Below are 16,445 nucleotides of genomic sequence, written 5' to 3' on the forward strand. Positions count from 1 at the left end.
GAATTCTCCTTCAAAATGAAACTACCTACAGGCTATTGAAATCAATACAGCCATTTTTACCGCTGCATACATTGTAGTCAAGCCTGTCCCTGAAATATCTGCATAACAGCAAAAAAAAGACCCGCCAAAATGACGGGTCTTAAAATTTACACTGCAAAGTCCTTGCTATGCCGGTGCAGGGACAGCTTCGGGAGTAACAGGAGTAAAAACTTTTTCTTCAACTTTTCCGGCAGCAGGTTCAAGGACACGCTCTTCCAGATAATCAACTGCATTTTCATGTACATAACGCAGGAAAGCATTGTTAAGAGCATGACCTGAAGCATACACTTCAAAACGGCCCTGCAGGGGAGCTTCAAGAACAGCCATATCGCCGATAAAATCCAGCATTTTATGTCTTACAAACTCATCAGCAAAGCGGAGGCCGCCGTCATTCAGGATGCCGTAGTCATCAAGAACAACTGCGTTATCAAGAGAACCGCCAAGAGCAAGACCGTTGGCATGCAGATATTCAACTTCTTTCAGGAAACCGAAAGTTCTGGCTTTTGCCAGCTCGTCCATAAAAACATCAGGAGTAATTTCAAGAGAGAGAGTCTGTTTACCGATCTGGGGATGTTCAAAATCAATAGTGTAATCAACAGCAAATCCGTCATGGGGAAAAGCCCTGACATACTTGCCGTCCTGCTCGAAATTAATGGATTTGGTCACGGCCAGAACCTTGCGGGGCTTAGAAAGTTCACGCACTCCGGCCTGACGGAGAAGATATACAAAAGGACCGGCACTGCCATCCATAATGGGCAGCTCGTTACCTCTTACTTCAACATGAATGTTGTCGACACCCATCCCGCGCACAGCGGCGAAAAGATGCTCAACAGTGGAAACAGAATCCTGCCCGTTGCCGATAGTAGTGGCAAGTCCGGTGGCTACAACCAGATTAGGATTGGGAGTTATAAAAGAGCTTCCGGAACCGGTGTGAACTGAAAAAAGGATACCGGTATCGGCTACAGCGGGCCTGAGTACGATTTCCACCTGCTTACCGCTGTGAAGGCCGATACCCTTGCATCTTACTGTATTCTGAATCGTTGTTTGTAGCATATTATCTCCTGTTGCCCCTTCTTACAGCAAATAATATGCCATTTCTAGAAAACATCATAAGTAGCTATTTTTAATAATCTTTTAGGTCGTGAAAAACATCACGACCTCTAACTAGTTGTATTTTTACAACAACACAAAACATACATTGTGGTTTTTTTGCAAACATGCAGCAAAGCTATCTCTTTTTTGCCACAACGATCCGGTCATGCTCAGAAAGGTCTTTTTGAACCTCCACACAACCGGAAAACTCCGAACAGGAGTCAAAAATACTGTGAGCAACCTTGCCCTGAAGATATCCAATCTCCATAAACACCGTGCCACCCTGCTTAAGAGCACTAGCAATACGTGGAGCGCTACCCTTGATATCTTCATCACCGTCAGGACCGCTGACCAGAGCAGACACAGGTTCAAACTCGGCTACTTCATAACTGATCTCATCCAGCTCTGCTTCACAAAGATACGGTGGATTGGCTAAGATCAGATCAAACTTAGTATCTGCTAGAAGAGGTGCATTAAAATCAGCCCTGACAAAAAGTACGCGATCTGCCACACCGTGCAGATGGGCATTATCCTGCGCAATCACCAAAGCCGCAGGACTGAGATCAATTGCGATCCCACGCGCCTTCGGAAACAGCTTAGCTACGGTTACGGCCAGTATTCCCGATCCGGTACCGAAATCAGCAAACAGGAATTCATCGTCCGCACTGAAAAGCTGCTGAACCTTCTCGACAATTTCTTCAGTCTCAGGACGCGGAATAAGTACGCCGGGACCGACCTTGAAATCAAAGCCGAAAAACTCTTTTACGCCAAGGATATATGCAGCTGGTTCACCGGAAGCCCTGCGCTTTACAAGAGCATCAAACTCAGCGGCTTTTTCTGGATCCACGGAACTTTCCAGCTCCATGATCAGTTGCACACGATTCAGATCAAAAACCTTTTCCGCAAACAACTGAGCAGATAAGGCAGGAGAATCAACGCCAGCATTATTAAGCTGCGCAGTGGCTCTAGAAAGAACTTCTTTTAATTTTTGATCAGCCAAATCTTTTCTCCAGAAAATAAAAAGAGCGGGATATTTCGAAAATATCCCGCTCGAATATTCTAAACTAAAAGAACTAACCGTCCTGAGCCTGCTGCTTCAGGGCTTCGGACTGGTAGTGACTGATAAGGGATTCTACGAGTTCTTTCATATCCCCTTCGATTACAGCATCCAGTTTGTAAAGGGTCAGGTTGATACGGTGATCGGTCACCCTGCCCTGCGGAAAGTTGTAAGTACGGATACGTTCGGAACGGTCTCCGGAACCAACCTGAGCGCGACGCTGCTCAGCCATTTCCGCATGCTGCTTATCCTGCTCCGCCTGCAGAAGGCGGGAACAGAGAACCTTCATTGCCTTGGCCTTGTTCTTATGCTGGGACTTTTCGTCCTGACAGATAACAACCAGCCCGGTGGGAAGGTGGGTAATGCGGATAGCGGAGTCAGTGGTGTTAACGGACTGACCGCCGGGACCGGAAGCACGGAAAACGTCGATACGCAGATCTTCGTTACGCACCTGAACGTCAACTTCCTCAGCTTCAGGCATAATCGCCACAGTAGCTGCAGAAGTGTGAATACGTCCCTGAGTTTCGGTTGCAGGCACACGCTGAACACGATGAGTGCCGGACTCGTACTTCATCATGGAGTAAATACGGCTGCCGCTGATTGCTGCGATGATTTCTTTGAAACCGCCTGTTCCGGTGGGGTTGGAGTTCATGACTTCAACCTTCCAGCCGTTGGATTCAGCAAATCGGGAGTACATACGGAAAAGATCAGCCGCGAAGAGAGCAGCTTCTTCGCCACCGGTACCTGCACGAATTTCAAGAATGATGTTCTTGCCATCCATGGGATCTTTAGGCAGCAGGAGGAGCTTGAGTTCTTCTTCCAGCTTGGGCAGACGGGCTTTGATCTCAGCAATTTCCATCTCGGCCATTTCACGAATTTCGGGATCGGAATCCTTGGCCATTTCCTTGTTGTCTTCAAGGTCGGCAGAAAGCTGCTTGTACTCGCGGAATGCTGCCACAACATCACCAAGCTCAGCATGAGCCATGGTTACTTTGCGGTAGCGCTCCTGATTATTGTAAACTTCCGGGTCTGCAAGCTCCTGCTCCAGATCCATGAAAGAACGTTCAATATCTTCCAATTTGGCAAACATCAGCTGTTTCCTCCATCAGCATCGGCAGCAACCGCCGTATTGAGCGCCGCAAGAGCAACTTCGATCTGCTCTTCGTCCGGCTCACGGGTAGTCAGCAGCTGCATTCCCATCCCCGGCAGGCAGGCAGCCTTGCACAGGGCTTTGTCCTCATGCTTGGAAGACACCTTGATCATCTCATAGGCGACCGCACTAACAGGAGCCATCAGCAGCAGCTTGATACCGACTATATATAAATGTTTAAGCACAAACCCTTGCGGTGCCCAGATAGCTACGATCAGGGGAACCAGCACGGTAAAAAGCAGAATACTCACCACCAGTACGAAAAGCAGAAATGCTGTACCGCAACGGGGATGGAGCCTGCTGAATTTCTTAATATCGCAAACCTCAAGATTGCCGCCAGCTTCATAAGCCCAGATAGCCTTGTGCTCTGCGCCGTGATATTCGAACACGCGCTTAATATCCGGGACGAATGAAATGGAAACAATGTAGCCGATGAACATGAGCATCTTGAAAAAACCGTCCCAGATATGAAAACTCAGGGAATCCACATCGCCGGAAACGCCCCACCATTTCATGGCTACGGAAAAAAAGTGCGGCAATACCACGAAAAGGCCCAGTGCAGCTCCAAGAGCGATGACCATGGTCAGCACGAGATGAAAGGTGGTCAATTCGCCATCTTCCTCTTCATCAAGAGCCTGAGTTGCGGAATAGTTCAAAGCTTTAACCCCGTTAACCATGGTCTCCATAAAAATAGGAAAACCGCGCAGAAAAGGTTTTTTCATGAACGCGGGTGTCATTGAGAACCAGGGACGAAGTTCAACAGTAATTTCGCCGTCAGGACGACGGACAGCGATGGCGAGGTTGTCCTTTGCGCGCATCATAACGCCTTCGATAACAGCCTGTCCGCCAACGGTTTTGGCTGCGGACATAAGAAGAGGTAATTTCAAATCCGTTTCCTCACTGATAAAGACCTCACGGCCCGTAAAAATAGTAATGTTCTCAGGTAAAATAATCATTAACAGCCGTCAAGCAAGACTGAAATTGAATATCATTACAAAAGAACACAGCGGGGAGGGATTTGAAATGTCCCACCCGGCTACGATGCAGGACTCTAAAATGTTTAAAAAAAGGACATGCCTCTACCGTAAAATACGGCAGAGGCATGTTCACGCGGCAAAACCGCAGAAATATGAGCTAGTTGCCCTTAACTTTGCTTGCTGCGTCGAAGTTACCAAACTTCTTCTTGAAGCGGTCAATACGACCAGCGGTATCAACAAAACGCTGCTTACCAGTGTAGAAAGGGTGGCAGTTGGAACAAATTTCAGTGCTCACCTCTTCACCGATGGTGGAGTAGAGTTCGGACTCGTAACCGCAGTGGCAGCGTACAGTTGCCTTATGAAGTTTAGGATGGATATCTTTTTTCATGACTTTCTCCTGTCTTTGTTAACCGTGAAAACAAGGCCGAATACACCTGCATATAATAATATGCAAGCATTATTTGCCCAGTTCCGCAATTTTTGGTGCAATAAGTTAACAGGCTCGCCGGACATACGTCAAGCGACCGGGTTGAGCAGGCAACCAGATGCCTACTGACACTTCAGCTATTTAGCGGGATACATCTAAATCTCTTCCACATAAATAACCGGAATGTCACCATTCACCTACTTGCCGTTATCGAACAAAAAAGGCGGGACCGCGAGGATCCCGCCTGAATATTCTGAAAGCTGTCTGGAACTAAACGCAGCCAGTAGGCTTAGGCAGACCAGCCATCTTACAAGCTCCCTTACCGGGACCGGAGGGGAACAGTTCGTAGATGTGCTTCAGTTTGAAACCAGTTACTTTAGAAAGGATACGCACCATGGGAGCGATACCGTTCTTCTTGTAGTAGTCCTGCAGGAAGTCGATAACTTTCTGGTGTTCTTCGTTGAGTTCTTTGATGCCTTCTGCGTCTTTGCAGAAATCAACCCACTCAGGGCACCAGTCTTCAAACTTCAGGAGGAAACCATCTTCATCAACGTCAAAGCTTTTGCCTTCGAATTCTACGATAGCCATAACAATACTCCTAGGAATATTTACATTTATTACTGTAGGTTCTAACTGAGTTGAACCCGCCATATCCAAAAACAGCGATCCGCTGTTTCACGACTATTTTTTAATTCGCAAAATCATAATGTGTTTTTGCTCAGACTGAAATAAGCTTTAAATCCGGTTCTTGTCAATCAAGTACGGAATTTATTTGTCGAGTAATTCCTGAAGATGCGGCAAAGCATACTCAAGGGAAGGGTCGAGTTCAAGCGCGGTACTCAGGTACTCAATCGCCTCATCATCTTCACCCATAAACTTATGACATAACCCCAGATTGGCAAGGTCTGAAGCAGACCCGCTGTCCAAAGCAAGCGCTGCTTTAAAATCAACAGCAGCCAACGCATAATCTTTAGCCTTGAATTTTGCTACACCGCGCAGGTTGAAGTACTCTTTGGCTTCATCATCAAGCCCGATAGCTCTGTCGAGATAAGGAATTGTTTCCGGCCAACGCTCCTCAAGGGAAAGTGCGTAAGCGGTATAGAATGCGGAAAGAGCCTTTTCTTCATCTGCAGGCTGCATATCAACCGCAATGCTGAACATGTCCACCGCTCTGGAAGTATCACCGCCACGCAGTGCCAGCATTCCTTCAAAAAAAGGAACAAAATACGGATCACCGTAAATGTCAGAAATTACGTCCAAACCGTCACCTGCAATATCAAGGGCAACTTTCTCGGAAAGGATGCGGCCGACAAAAAGTCCGAGGCTGGCATGAGGGGTACGCTCGCGAAACTGGAATCCGGGCACAAAGTTGTAGTTTGCGGGCACACCCAGTTCAGGATGGGTGGTGTCCACTGTGTACAAGGTGTAGCCTTTCTCTTCCAGCTGAGCTGCAAACAGTTTCAGTTCATCGTAGATGTCGTCACTTTCTACAGAAGGCAGGGATTTCATCTTCACGCATTCTCCTGCACCAAGCCAGCCGGTCTGCTCAATCTCGGTAAACTTAGGCAATCCGGAAGCTTCATACACCCTGCCGGTCTCAAAGTCCCCGGCAAGCTGCGCAACTTCGGTAAAGGCGCGAATTGCAGCTTTACAAGGCGAAGCGGATGTTCCTGCGGTGAAGACGATCTCACTCATACCCGGAAAGGTGGAGGGGTCCCATGCAGTGACCGCAACCGTGGGCAGAGGCATGCCAAATGAAAAATCATTGATAATATACTTGATACCGTTGTCATCGAAGCATTTGCAAAGATTGGACAGCACTTCATCTTCGCAGGAAGCCGGGTCAATAACCGGAACTTGAGGGCGCTCTCGGTCAATAACAGCGCATACATGCCTTTCAACCAACTCACTGCCGCCCTGCAGAACAGACTCCTCGGGAGTATTACCAGCAGAAGAACCATTGAATTCATTAAGAATCTTAAACCAGTCCAGAGGTACATACTCCTCTTCTCCGGTGTGCACGTTCAGCGCGGGGTAAAAATGCCAACGCACCAGATCAAGGATCACCCGCGCTTTACCGGGGTCCATTTCTTCGCCTACAGACTGCAAAATCTTCTCAATGGAAATAACCTTACCGGGCCAAAGCTCTTCAGCCTCACTGTAAGTAGCAAGAGTAAAATTATCAGACTTGGACCAGAAACTAAAAAAACTGAACCGCTCTACAAGCTCCATAAGTGCGGAAGCTTCAGCCTGAATAACAGAAGCCCCCTTACCCATCTGTTTACGGGTAGGCATAACTTCACGGGCAGTATCACCGCATTCACTGATAAATACTGGAATCCCAAGACGTCCGGTATCGACTTTGCGGGTACATTTAAGGACTCCATTACACTTCTCGCCCAGCAGAGCTTTAACCCGTGAAACAGTCTCTTCGGGGCTGACCGCCTTATCCTGATCCTTGGAGTAAATTTTAGGGCATGATTTGAGTTCCAGCATTATTTAACTCCCATCCTGACCAAGGAAACAATTGATTTTCCTTCACCGGCATTTCCGGCAAAAGGCACTTCCTGCTTCATCAGACGATAACTATCCTTGGTCTGTTCAAAAAATTTCTTTCCGCCGCGTTTTTTATCCATAGCCAGCAGCACTTCGGAGTCCTTGGACTCTTCCAGATGCTTGGCAATGAATCCGGGCAGAGCTTCAGCAACATCGTCACGGTGCAGGATTTCGCATCCGATAATATAATTAAACTTTTCTTCCAAATCGGTCTCAGCGAAATCAACCTTGCGCATGCTGACTTTCTCTTCAAGCTTGTTGCGGGAAACATTCAAGCGCGCAAAAAGCAAAGCATCGTCATCAGTATCGGCCAGAACAACTTCATAACCACGGCTGGCAGCAATCATACCGCAGAGGCCGCCATCAGTGCCCACTTCAAGAAACCTTGCACCTTCGGCAGCCTTAAATTTGAGCGCATAAAAACCGAGCACGAGAGAAGAAGGCCAGATTTTCGCCCAAAGAGGCAAATCAATCTTCTTGCCGCCACGGGCTTTATTCACAAGCTTATCAAGGTACGCAGGCATATCTGCAATCTGGGCCAGTTCAAAAATCTGATCACCAACTTTAACTTCTTCAAACTTGATCGCACCGAATTTATTCCGGGCCGCTGCAAGCAGCTCATCAAATGTTGCATCCGGCTTTAACGCTATATTTTTCAAGGAGACCTCCTGAAGGGAATTCTATTTATTTCATCCTAGCGTGGTAGGAAATTTTTCCTTATCTTTCTGAAAATGTCAGCCACAGAGGAAGATGAATAATCATTAACCTGAAGACGGTCAACATTCGTCACAAAATGCACAAAAAAGGGTCGACCATATTGATCGACCCTGAAATTCTGGAGCGGGAAACGAGATTTGAACTCGCGACCTCAACCTTGGGAAGGTTGCACTCTACCGCTGAGTTATTCCCGCTGAAATTTAATTGTAAAAAAGAAAAAGGGTCGACCTTATTGATCGACCCTGAAATTCTGGAGCGGGAAACGAGATTTGAACTCGCGACTCCAACCTTGGCAAGGTTGTACTCTACCACTGAGTTATTCCCGCTGATGGAGGCGGCATCCAGATTTGAACTGGAGAATGGAGGTTTTGCAGACCTCTGCCTTACCACTTGGCTATGCCGCCGAAATATTTGGAGCGGGAAACGAGATTTGAACTCGCGACTCCAACCTTGGCAAGGTTGTACTCTACCACTGAGTTATTCCCGCTCAGCAAGTTTTTCTTCAAGTGGCCTGAAGAAGGGACGATGCAATATCGCCCAAGAAATTTAGTGGAGCGGGAAACGAGATTTGAACTCGCGACTCCAACCTTGGCAAGGTTGTACTCTACCACTGAGTTATTCCCGCTCGTGGAGGCGACATCCGGATTTGAACCGGAGAATGGAGGTTTTGCAGACCTCTGCCTTACCACTTGGCTATGTCGCCGAAATTTTTTGGAGCGGGAAACGAGATTTGAACTCGCGACTCCAACCTTGGCAAGGTTGTACTCTACCACTGAGTTATTCCCGCTCACGAAAAGCGAAGCAGTTTTTAACTTTATGAGTTTAAACTGTCAACACTTTTTTATTTATTTTTGCTTTTTTTTGCTTTCCTTAAATTGGCAAGACGCAGATAAATTTATCAATTATCCTGACAGCTTTAAGTCCTGAAAGTCAAACAAAATATTTTCAAAGAACCGACGCGAATGTCGTGAAAGAGTGTTTAGGGCAGCTGTTTTTTTTTGTCAACCGTTTTATTTTTTTATTTTTTTATTTTTTTTTATCATGCACTTTACTTCCATGCCCACTTTAGGATAATACCATGCATCTTAAAAATAGTTTGAGTTGTTTTGGCAAATTGTAACCCCACCTCCTATCTTTTAAAGAGAGGTTATCAATATGGAACAGAAAGATATTGAATACTTCCGTGAGACCCTTAACAAGATGCTCGACGACATCCTCCAAAAGGGACAGGAAACCATTGAAGACATGACAGAATCCGGGGAAACCTATGCAGACCCCGCAGACCGAGCAACCGCTGAGTCCGATCGTGCCTTCACTCTCAGACTCAGGGACAGGGAACGCAAACTGATCAAGAAAATCCAGAAGGCCATTCAGCGTATTGATGACGGTGACTTTGGTGTCTGCCACGCCTGTGGAGACGACATCTCTGTACCAAGGCTTAAAGCCCGCCCAGTAACCACCCTCTGTATTGCGTGCAAGAGCAAGCAGGAGGAAGAAGAACAGAACCGTGGAGATTAATCCCGGACGAATCTAAATGGATGCACACTTCTTTCGTGCCCTGACCGGAGAACTTGAGGAAAACCTCAAGGGACGCAGGGTGGAAAAAATATTTGCCCCCGCTGAGGGAGTGTGGACTTTCGCGCTCCAATCAAAGGGAGGTAAGGAATATCTTCTTTTCAGGCCCGCCAAATCGGTGGGCCTGCTCTTTCTTTCAAGGGTGAAACCGGTCAATCCTTCCAGTCCCCCGTCACAGGTGATGTGGCTGCGCAAGAGACTGGCAGGACGCAGGCTTTTCGAAGCCCACCATGACTGGATCAACCTGCGGGTTGCCTTCACCCTTTCACCATGGAAACAACGCGATAAATATCGCTACCTGCTGTTGGACATGAAAAAGGGAGTATCCCTGATCCATGATCTTCCGGAAGGATTCCCTGCGCCTGTCAGCTGGCCTTCTTACGAGGAAGCCCGTTCCAACGAAGAAATCTGGCGAGAATTCCCGCAGATATCCCCTCCCCTGCGCAAAACTCTAAATGCACTGGAGGAGAACGAAGGCCGTGCCCTGCTGCACCGTCTTGAGATCGGAACTGCTGACCATTTCTATATTGCAGAAAAGAAAGGCGAGCTCACTCCGCCACGCGTATGGTCAAATCCAAAAACAGATGAACAGGTATACGATTCGGCAATCGAAGCAACTTCCGTCTATGGCGAAAAGATTCTCTTTCCGGTCATGGAACGCATGGAGAATGCCGAGCAACGCAACACTCTCAAAACCGGCAAAAAGAAATTCAAAAAGATTTTCACGCGCATTGAGCAGGAAGAGGAACGTTTACGCGCCCTGCAAGCCCGCAAGATCGAGGCTGAAGCCCTGCAAGCGGAGATGTACCGCCTAAAAGACCTTCGCGAGCTGGACAAAGTAACAGTGACCCATCCTGAGCACGGAGAGATTGAGGTAAAGCTTGATCCGCTGCTGACTCCTGCTGAGAACATGGAAAAAATATTCAAGTTCGCAGCCAAGGCCCAGCGAGGCTTCAAGCACATGGAACGGCGCAAACAGGAAGTTGAAGCTGAACACGAGCAGTTCCTCAAAGCCAACCTCATGCCCTCAGCGGAAAAAGGGCGTAAGCAAAAAAACATTGAGATACCTAAGAAATACAAGAATATTGCGGCCTCACTATTCATATCATCCGACGGATTTCTCATGATTCGCGGCAAGAACAGCAAGGCTAACCACGAAATTCTGAGCAAGGTATCGTCAGTTTTCGATTACTGGTTCCACGTACAGGGCGGTCCGGGATCACATGTGATCCTTAAACGAGACCATCCCGGTCAGGAAGTACCTGAGCAAACCCTGCGTGAAGCCGCCGTACTGGCAGCCCTGAAAAGCTACCGTACAAATGACTCCAAAGCAGACGTTATGTGCGCGCTGGTAAAAGATGTGCGTAAAGTCAAAGGCTGGGCGCACGGGCAAGTAGCAGTAGACAGTGTGCTCCAGAACCTGCACGTTGATATTGATCAAAGTTTAGAAAAAAAACTGGCTAAGAAATAATGCCTCCGGCGACTTAAACCCTTTTGGAAAAAGGGTTTAAGAATCCCAAAACTTTTTAGTAGGCTTCGCCGCCTCGCGAGCTGAATCGTACAAACAAAAATAACCGTAATATCTTTCGAGATATTGCGGTTATTTTTATGAAGGTAGGCCGACAAATATTATGCAAAGCTAATTTATAATTTTTGAAAAGACAGAGTCTGGAAAGGTATACACCTACGCCGTCTTGGAAATTCCCTTTAGCATGGACAGAACCATGTTCTGCTCCTGATTGAAGCGGCTGGCTACGCTCTTCTGTACTCTTTCAGTGGAAGAGCCGAACTGCCCCTTGCGTTCACCATAGATTTCCTTAACCAGATCGGCAGGGAATCCTTTGCTTTCTGCGTTGGCTGCCAGCTTATCTATAGCTTTGGCGATCAAACGGGACGCTCCGGTAGGACCGTGCTGTACCGAGGTGGACCAAAGCACTTCACGTACAGGCGCGGGCAGGGAATTCATGTCGATGCCGGTTTTCTCAAGAATCATTTTAGCAGCGGGATCGTAGTGGCTGCCCTGAATAAAATCGTGCTGTAATTTTTCAAAACCAGTGGGATCAGCATCAGCTATCTGCTTCCAGATATCTGGCATTTCACCTTTCTTTGAACCTGTGTCCGCAGGTCCGGCCCCAAGCAATTTATTGGCAATTTCCGGGGCCTTATCCTTCAAAAACTGGATAAATTTATCCATAGTCCCGGTTTTGGAAGCTATCTGATACTTTCCGTATGAAGTGCCACCAACACGGTCATAGCCGATAGCGGAAACTCCCTTTGAACCGGATTCAAATTTTGCGGAAAGATCACCGGACACAAGCGAGGTGTCCATTTTTTTGACAGAGATATTGTCCACAGCTGCAGCTTTAGCACGATAGGAATTCATAGCTTGGGCATTTTGCATACCAGCCCCGCCCTGCAATCCCTTAATGGAATTGAGCGCAGTAAGGGCTTCCAGCATAAGCACATCATTCATTACACCCATGTCCATGCCACCGGCAGAGAAGCCATCATTGGAACCGCCTGAAAACATTTTGTTTGCCATCATCAGTTCCATATCAAAGGCTCCTGCCTTACCTTTCATGGCGGCAAGATTAGGAGTACTGCTTCCATCTTTCCCGGAAACATTACCCAGCATTTTCATCATCGCTGCAATATCATTGGTCACGTTAGTCATGGCTTACCTCTGTCAAAAAAATATTTTTTCAACATAGGTTTTGCAGCAAACGTACCAACAGCAACTTTTATAAATTCCACCAAAAAAGCCTTCCCGGAAACAAACCGGGAAGGCCTTGAATTTAAATGTAATCAGCAGATCAATCGTCATCCTTACCGTCATCGATGAGAAAAAGTTCCCTTTTCTTTTTCTCGAAAACTACCGCTGCACGGAAAGCAGCAATGGCAAGGGCCAGAATACTTAAAATCAGAATTAAACCTTTCTGAAACTCCCACTTCTGGCGAATAATCATATCGACAATGAAATTCGATTGAAAATTATTCGAGTAGTAGATCAACATGGGAATACACAGCAAGGCCAGCCCGAGAAAGACCACTTCCAGCCAAATAAAGCTTCTTCCCAAAAGCATAATGAACAATGTTGAGTCACGAATAACCCGCAGGGTGACCAGCCTTTTGCGCAACTTCCTCAGACGGTCATCAATACGGTCCAAGTAACGCTGAGTCTTGCGGAATGTTTCAGCAACATTGAGCTGCTGGGTCTTAATCCAATAAATTTTATCCGCGCAATAGTTAAAATCACCATTAAATTCAGTCAAAAGCTTTGGAAATGGAAACCATGAAGCCTCACGCTGAACATCCAACAATTCCTCACGATATATTTCAAGCTTCTTGTTGATTACCTTAATCTCGTATTCAACACGTTTCTCAATTTCCTCAGTAAGACGGGCAATACCGCTGGTCAGCTGTCTGAAAGCTACATAGTTCTTAATTTTGGACAGCTTATTCATGCGATCCATAAATCTGGCAGCTTCGTCTGCAAATTCGTGCCCTTCCTCAAACCACTGGGCAATATCAGAAGAAAGAGTATCCATCCCTGACGCAACTTCTTTGGCCTCTGCTTCGGCAATCTCCCAAAGCTCTCCCATCTCCTGCAAAACGGTTAACCTGCCGCGATCAAGCTCAGGGTCGATTGCTACACGGTTAAAATAGTGCGGATCCTTTTCGATTATATTCTGGAATGTAGATATGGCCTGCTCCGCAAATCCCATTTTAACCATGCAGACAGCTCGTCGATACTGTGGCTCAAGCCATTCCGGGCACATATTTTGTGCTCTTTTATAAATATCATTGGCCTCACCGAACTCGCCCATTACTTCTCGCATCCTGCCCTGCAAATAGATAAAATATCCTTGCTGCAATGGTGAGTAACAAAGTCTTTCAGCTTCCTGCCAATAAAAATATGCCTGTTCAAGATCGCCACCCTCAAGTTCATAAAACGCCATCAATGAACGGGGCTGAAAACTGCGGCTGAACCTGATCATAGCATTTTTAATCAAGGTCTCAGCTTCACTTCTCGCACCGTTCTGCATGGCTTCATAAGCCGACCAGATAAGTTCGCCCTCTTCCGGTCCCTGATCCTTGATTCCAAGAGGCCAATCCTTGCCACGGCTACGCCACACCAAGTATAAGGTTCGCAACTGAGAAATAGCATTAATTGCAAACAGAGAACGGGTTATAATTCCTTCATATCCCTTACCATTATGCAATAGCCTGGAGAACTCTTCTACAACGTTTTCCTTGCCCTGCATCTGCAAATCAATATTCTGAAATCCCTCATTGAACTTTTCACTTTCAATGGCTGCAAGCTGTTTCCAAACCACCGGATCAAGACCTTGCAAGGTTCGGCTTGGACATTCCGAAGGATGATGGTTCTTCATGCCGCAATAAAAACAATCATCCATCTCACCGACAGAAACACGGCGCGAAATTGTTACGGAGATTGCTGCTGAACTTGTATCATGAACCCCCTGCCTTAAACTGACATGACACCATCCATCCACATTTTCCTGTTCACTACCGAAACGAACTTCGTTTACGGCAAAATCAGATCCTAGCAAAAACGCATCCCGATAACGCAAGTGAGGGCAATCAGGGGTAAGCTTATCCCAATCAAGGTTTACCTTACGAATAACCTCATCGTTAAAGCTCATATTCATCTGTGGAACAAGAGCCATAACTGAGGGCCAATAAGAGACCTCCTCGGTCTGCTCATTACTCCTGACCCGATTAATGAGCATGAGCAACTCACGCAAAAAAGTCCTCAATAAAGAAAAAGACGCAATGGGCATAATTACTTTGACGTCCGAAGTTATGTACTGGATGCCCAATTTTTGGAGCATGACCTGAACTTCAGAGAAGAAAGAGCGCCATCCCTTAATGAATTCCTTGTCTGACGGGTTGCCCACCGGAATAAGAATAAAATACCAGTTCTGCAGGGAGTCATAGCCCAACCCCTGATCAGGGACCAAAGCCTGCCAGCCGGATTTGGATATCCCTGTAGGTGTTCTGGTATCTTCCAGATTCAATCCTGCTATGGTCTTTACCGAATCGGCAAGCTTGGGATGAATTAAAATCTCAAATTCCGTAGGCAGAGCTGTTTCCTGATTAGTAAACTCTCCATCAACTTTAAGCGAAAGATTCCGATTGTAGTCTACAAGGAGTGTTGCCGGCATAACCTGAATGTATACAGGCATAGGATTGAGTCTTGCCCAGATTTCAAGGCGGGCCACGACCCGGAAAACATCATCACTGAAAAAGAACCAATAAGCCTGATTATGCTCCTCACTCATGAGCATACCGCCAAAATCGCGCATGCTGCGGACAATGGAGTCTTCAAGAGTGTCAGCCCAGACCATCCAGACACCGAATCCACGATTTACCATGCGTGAATGGCTGACAACCGGGAATTTTTCAAATAAGCTTGAGATCGAATACAAAACAACAACTCCTTACTTACGGAGGTACTATGGACATTTCAAAAAAAATTGCTGAACTCAAACAGGACCCTGAATTCGCCGATAATGTCGGCATGATCCTGATCCATAACGGAGTCGTCCGAGGCTGGTCGCGAGGTACCCGTGAAAAAGTAACCGGAATCGAAATCAAGGCCGACCACGCAAAGATTGAACAAATCCGTCAGGAACATGAAAAACATCCCGGAATTTATAAAATTGTGGCCCACGCTAACGAGGGCGTGTTCAAACCCGGCGATGACGTACTTTTTCTCATCGTAGCCGGAGATATCCGCGAAAACGTCAAAGCATGTCTCTCCAGCCTGCTTGACACAGTCAAGGCCCAAGCTTTCACTAAAAAAGAAGTTCTGGCCTAAGAAATTATTCAGGGGACCGGGTCAGTTTAAAAACATCCCGGCCCCTTTAGTTTTCGATAATTTCAACAGGCAGGACCGTCTTTCCATCCACAATATCCTGCACCAACCGTTCTATTCGCACGGCCTGTTCATCGCGCCCCCGCTTCCTGCATCCGCCGATATAAAAACCGGCCTTACGCTGAAGTTCATCAAGGGCCATCTTCCGCTCATCAGCAGACAGGATTCCTGCTTGAAGCAATTTCACTATAGCGTATATTCTGTATAAATCCAAACACCCTACGCTATTAGATAATTGATCTGGACGGCCGCCATGTTTAATGGTCAGTCGCTCGCGCAAAAGCCCCACCGGATACTTAATCCCGGCCCGAATCCAGAGGTCATAATCCTCACAGGCAGGCATCTCTTCATCGAAAGGTCCCAGTTCATCCCAGAATTTCCGGCTGAAAATCACACAAGAAGGACTGACCATACACATTTCAAGTGAACGTTCGAAAAACATCCCTTCCGGTTTTTCATGCTTTTTACACTGGTTGACCCGCTTGCCCTTACGAATCCAGATTTCGTCAGTCTGACTGATTTCAAAGCCAGCCTTCTCCATAAACGGCACCTGCTTCAGAAGTTTTTCCGGCACCCACTCATCATCGGAATCAAGCAACGCAATAAAACCACCGTGCGAGGCAGCGATGCCGAAATTGCGTGCAGCAGAAACACCTTTGTTCTCCTGCCGGATAATCTTCAACCGGGGATCATCGAATTCCGCAAGCCTTTCAGCAGTACCATCAGTGGAACCATCGTCCACCACCAGACATTCAAAGTCCGTAAACGTCTGCGCCAGAACCGATTCCACTGCCTTACACACCCTCTCAGCCCGATTATAAGTCGGTATAATCACGGACACTTTGGGTTCATTATTAAAACTTTCCAATTAATCACCTGTATTATTGCAATAAAAAAGCATGTCCATATAAAAACGTATTTGATCATGTTAATAAAAAAACATAGGCTGTGTA

At 46.8% G+C, this 16,445-nt stretch carries 14 protein-coding genes and 7 tRNA genes; 3 read left to right on the top strand and 18 right to left on the bottom strand.

Annotation, left to right across the window (positions count from 1 at the left end; genetic code table 11):
- Nucleotides 1-165 precede the first annotated feature (165 nt).
- From lpxC to ACNI23_RS08610, 15 genes are all read right to left on the bottom strand, one after another.
- Nucleotides 166-1,092, bottom strand: a complete 927-nt coding sequence (lpxC, locus tag ACNI23_RS08540; protein WP_015852475.1) for a UDP-3-O-acyl-N-acetylglucosamine deacetylase — start codon at nucleotides 1,090-1,092, stop codon at nucleotides 166-168.
- 175 nt (nucleotides 1,093-1,267) lie between these two features.
- Nucleotides 1,268-2,131 carry a peptide chain release factor N(5)-glutamine methyltransferase gene (gene prmC / locus ACNI23_RS08545; RefSeq protein WP_420247945.1) on the bottom strand — a complete coding sequence of 288 codons (864 nt, stop codon included), beginning with the start codon at nucleotides 2,129-2,131 and terminating at the stop codon, nucleotides 1,268-1,270.
- Between the two features lie 73 nt (nucleotides 2,132-2,204).
- On the bottom strand, nucleotides 2,205-3,278 hold the full coding sequence (prfA, locus tag ACNI23_RS08550) for a peptide chain release factor 1 (RefSeq protein WP_420247946.1): 1,074 nt from the start codon (nucleotides 3,276-3,278) through the stop codon (nucleotides 2,205-2,207).
- Nucleotides 3,278-4,207 (bottom strand): DUF1385 domain-containing protein, encoded by a 930-nt coding sequence (locus ACNI23_RS08555; RefSeq protein WP_041722259.1) that lies wholly within the window; start codon nucleotides 4,205-4,207, stop codon nucleotides 3,278-3,280. Before ACNI23_RS08555 ends, prfA begins: the two co-directional genes overlap by 1 nt.
- 265 nt (nucleotides 4,208-4,472) lie before the next feature.
- Entirely contained in the window at nucleotides 4,473-4,703 is a 231-nt protein-coding gene (rpmE, locus tag ACNI23_RS08560) for a 50S ribosomal protein L31 (protein ID WP_163350946.1), read from the bottom strand.
- A 309-nt stretch (nucleotides 4,704-5,012) separates the two neighbouring features.
- Nucleotides 5,013-5,330 (bottom strand): TusE/DsrC/DsvC family sulfur relay protein, encoded by a 318-nt coding sequence (locus tag ACNI23_RS08565; RefSeq protein ID WP_420247948.1) that lies wholly within the window; start codon nucleotides 5,328-5,330, stop codon nucleotides 5,013-5,015.
- 180 nt (nucleotides 5,331-5,510) lie between these two features.
- Nucleotides 5,511-7,238 carry a YcaO-like family protein gene (locus tag ACNI23_RS08570; RefSeq protein WP_420247950.1) on the bottom strand — a complete coding sequence of 576 codons (1,728 nt, stop codon included), beginning with the start codon at nucleotides 7,236-7,238 and terminating at the stop codon, nucleotides 5,511-5,513.
- On the bottom strand, nucleotides 7,238-7,957 hold the full coding sequence (locus ACNI23_RS08575) for a class I SAM-dependent methyltransferase (protein WP_420247952.1): 720 nt from the start codon (nucleotides 7,955-7,957) through the stop codon (nucleotides 7,238-7,240). The genes ACNI23_RS08570 and ACNI23_RS08575 overlap by 1 nt, the downstream gene beginning before the upstream one ends.
- Nucleotides 7,958-8,134: 177 nt before the next feature.
- A tRNA-Gly gene (locus tag ACNI23_RS08580) sits at nucleotides 8,135-8,209 on the bottom strand.
- Between the two features lie 57 nt (nucleotides 8,210-8,266).
- Nucleotides 8,267-8,341, bottom strand: a tRNA-Gly gene (locus ACNI23_RS08585).
- 3 nt (nucleotides 8,342-8,344) lie between these two features.
- Nucleotides 8,345-8,419, bottom strand: a tRNA-Cys gene (locus ACNI23_RS08590).
- 8 nt (nucleotides 8,420-8,427) lie between these two features.
- Nucleotides 8,428-8,502 (bottom strand) — tRNA-Gly (locus ACNI23_RS08595).
- Between the two features lie 63 nt (nucleotides 8,503-8,565).
- Nucleotides 8,566-8,640 (bottom strand) — tRNA-Gly (locus ACNI23_RS08600).
- A 3-nt stretch (nucleotides 8,641-8,643) separates the two neighbouring features.
- Nucleotides 8,644-8,718 (bottom strand) — tRNA-Cys (locus tag ACNI23_RS08605).
- A gap of 9 nt (nucleotides 8,719-8,727) precedes the next feature.
- A tRNA-Gly gene (locus tag ACNI23_RS08610) sits at nucleotides 8,728-8,802 on the bottom strand.
- A gap of 368 nt (nucleotides 8,803-9,170) precedes the next feature.
- Here ACNI23_RS08610 and dksA point away from each other — a divergent pair.
- Entirely contained in the window at nucleotides 9,171-9,533 is a 363-nt protein-coding gene (gene dksA, locus ACNI23_RS08615; RefSeq protein WP_015852483.1) for an RNA polymerase-binding protein DksA, read from the top strand.
- 16 nt (nucleotides 9,534-9,549) lie between these two features.
- A complete protein-coding gene (locus tag ACNI23_RS08620; protein ID WP_420247954.1) occupies nucleotides 9,550-11,061 on the top strand; it encodes an NFACT RNA binding domain-containing protein in 1,512 nt (503 codons plus the stop codon).
- 213 nt (nucleotides 11,062-11,274) lie between these two features.
- Here ACNI23_RS08620 and ACNI23_RS08625 read toward each other — a convergent pair whose 3' ends face one another.
- Nucleotides 11,275-12,264, bottom strand: coding sequence for a VgrG-related protein (locus tag ACNI23_RS08625; protein ID WP_420247956.1), 990 nt, complete (start codon nucleotides 12,262-12,264; stop codon nucleotides 11,275-11,277).
- Between the two features lie 139 nt (nucleotides 12,265-12,403).
- Nucleotides 12,404-15,043 carry a hypothetical protein gene (locus ACNI23_RS08630; protein ID WP_420247958.1) on the bottom strand — a complete coding sequence of 880 codons (2,640 nt, stop codon included), beginning with the start codon at nucleotides 15,041-15,043 and terminating at the stop codon, nucleotides 12,404-12,406.
- 29 nt (nucleotides 15,044-15,072) lie between these two features.
- On the opposite strand from ACNI23_RS08630, the gene ACNI23_RS08635 reads away from it, so the two are divergent.
- Entirely contained in the window at nucleotides 15,073-15,435 is a 363-nt protein-coding gene (locus ACNI23_RS08635; protein ID WP_420247959.1) for a molybdenum cofactor biosynthesis protein MoaE, read from the top strand.
- Between the two features lie 46 nt (nucleotides 15,436-15,481).
- Here ACNI23_RS08635 and ACNI23_RS08640 read toward each other — a convergent pair whose 3' ends face one another.
- On the bottom strand, nucleotides 15,482-16,360 hold the full coding sequence (locus ACNI23_RS08640; protein WP_420247961.1) for a glycosyltransferase family 2 protein: 879 nt from the start codon (nucleotides 16,358-16,360) through the stop codon (nucleotides 15,482-15,484).
- Nucleotides 16,361-16,445 lie beyond the last annotated feature (85 nt).

This window comes from Maridesulfovibrio pacificus (SeqCode), assembly GCF_048612815.1.
Taxonomy (GTDB): Bacteria; Desulfobacterota; Desulfovibrionia; order Desulfovibrionales; family Desulfovibrionaceae; genus Maridesulfovibrio; species Maridesulfovibrio pacificus.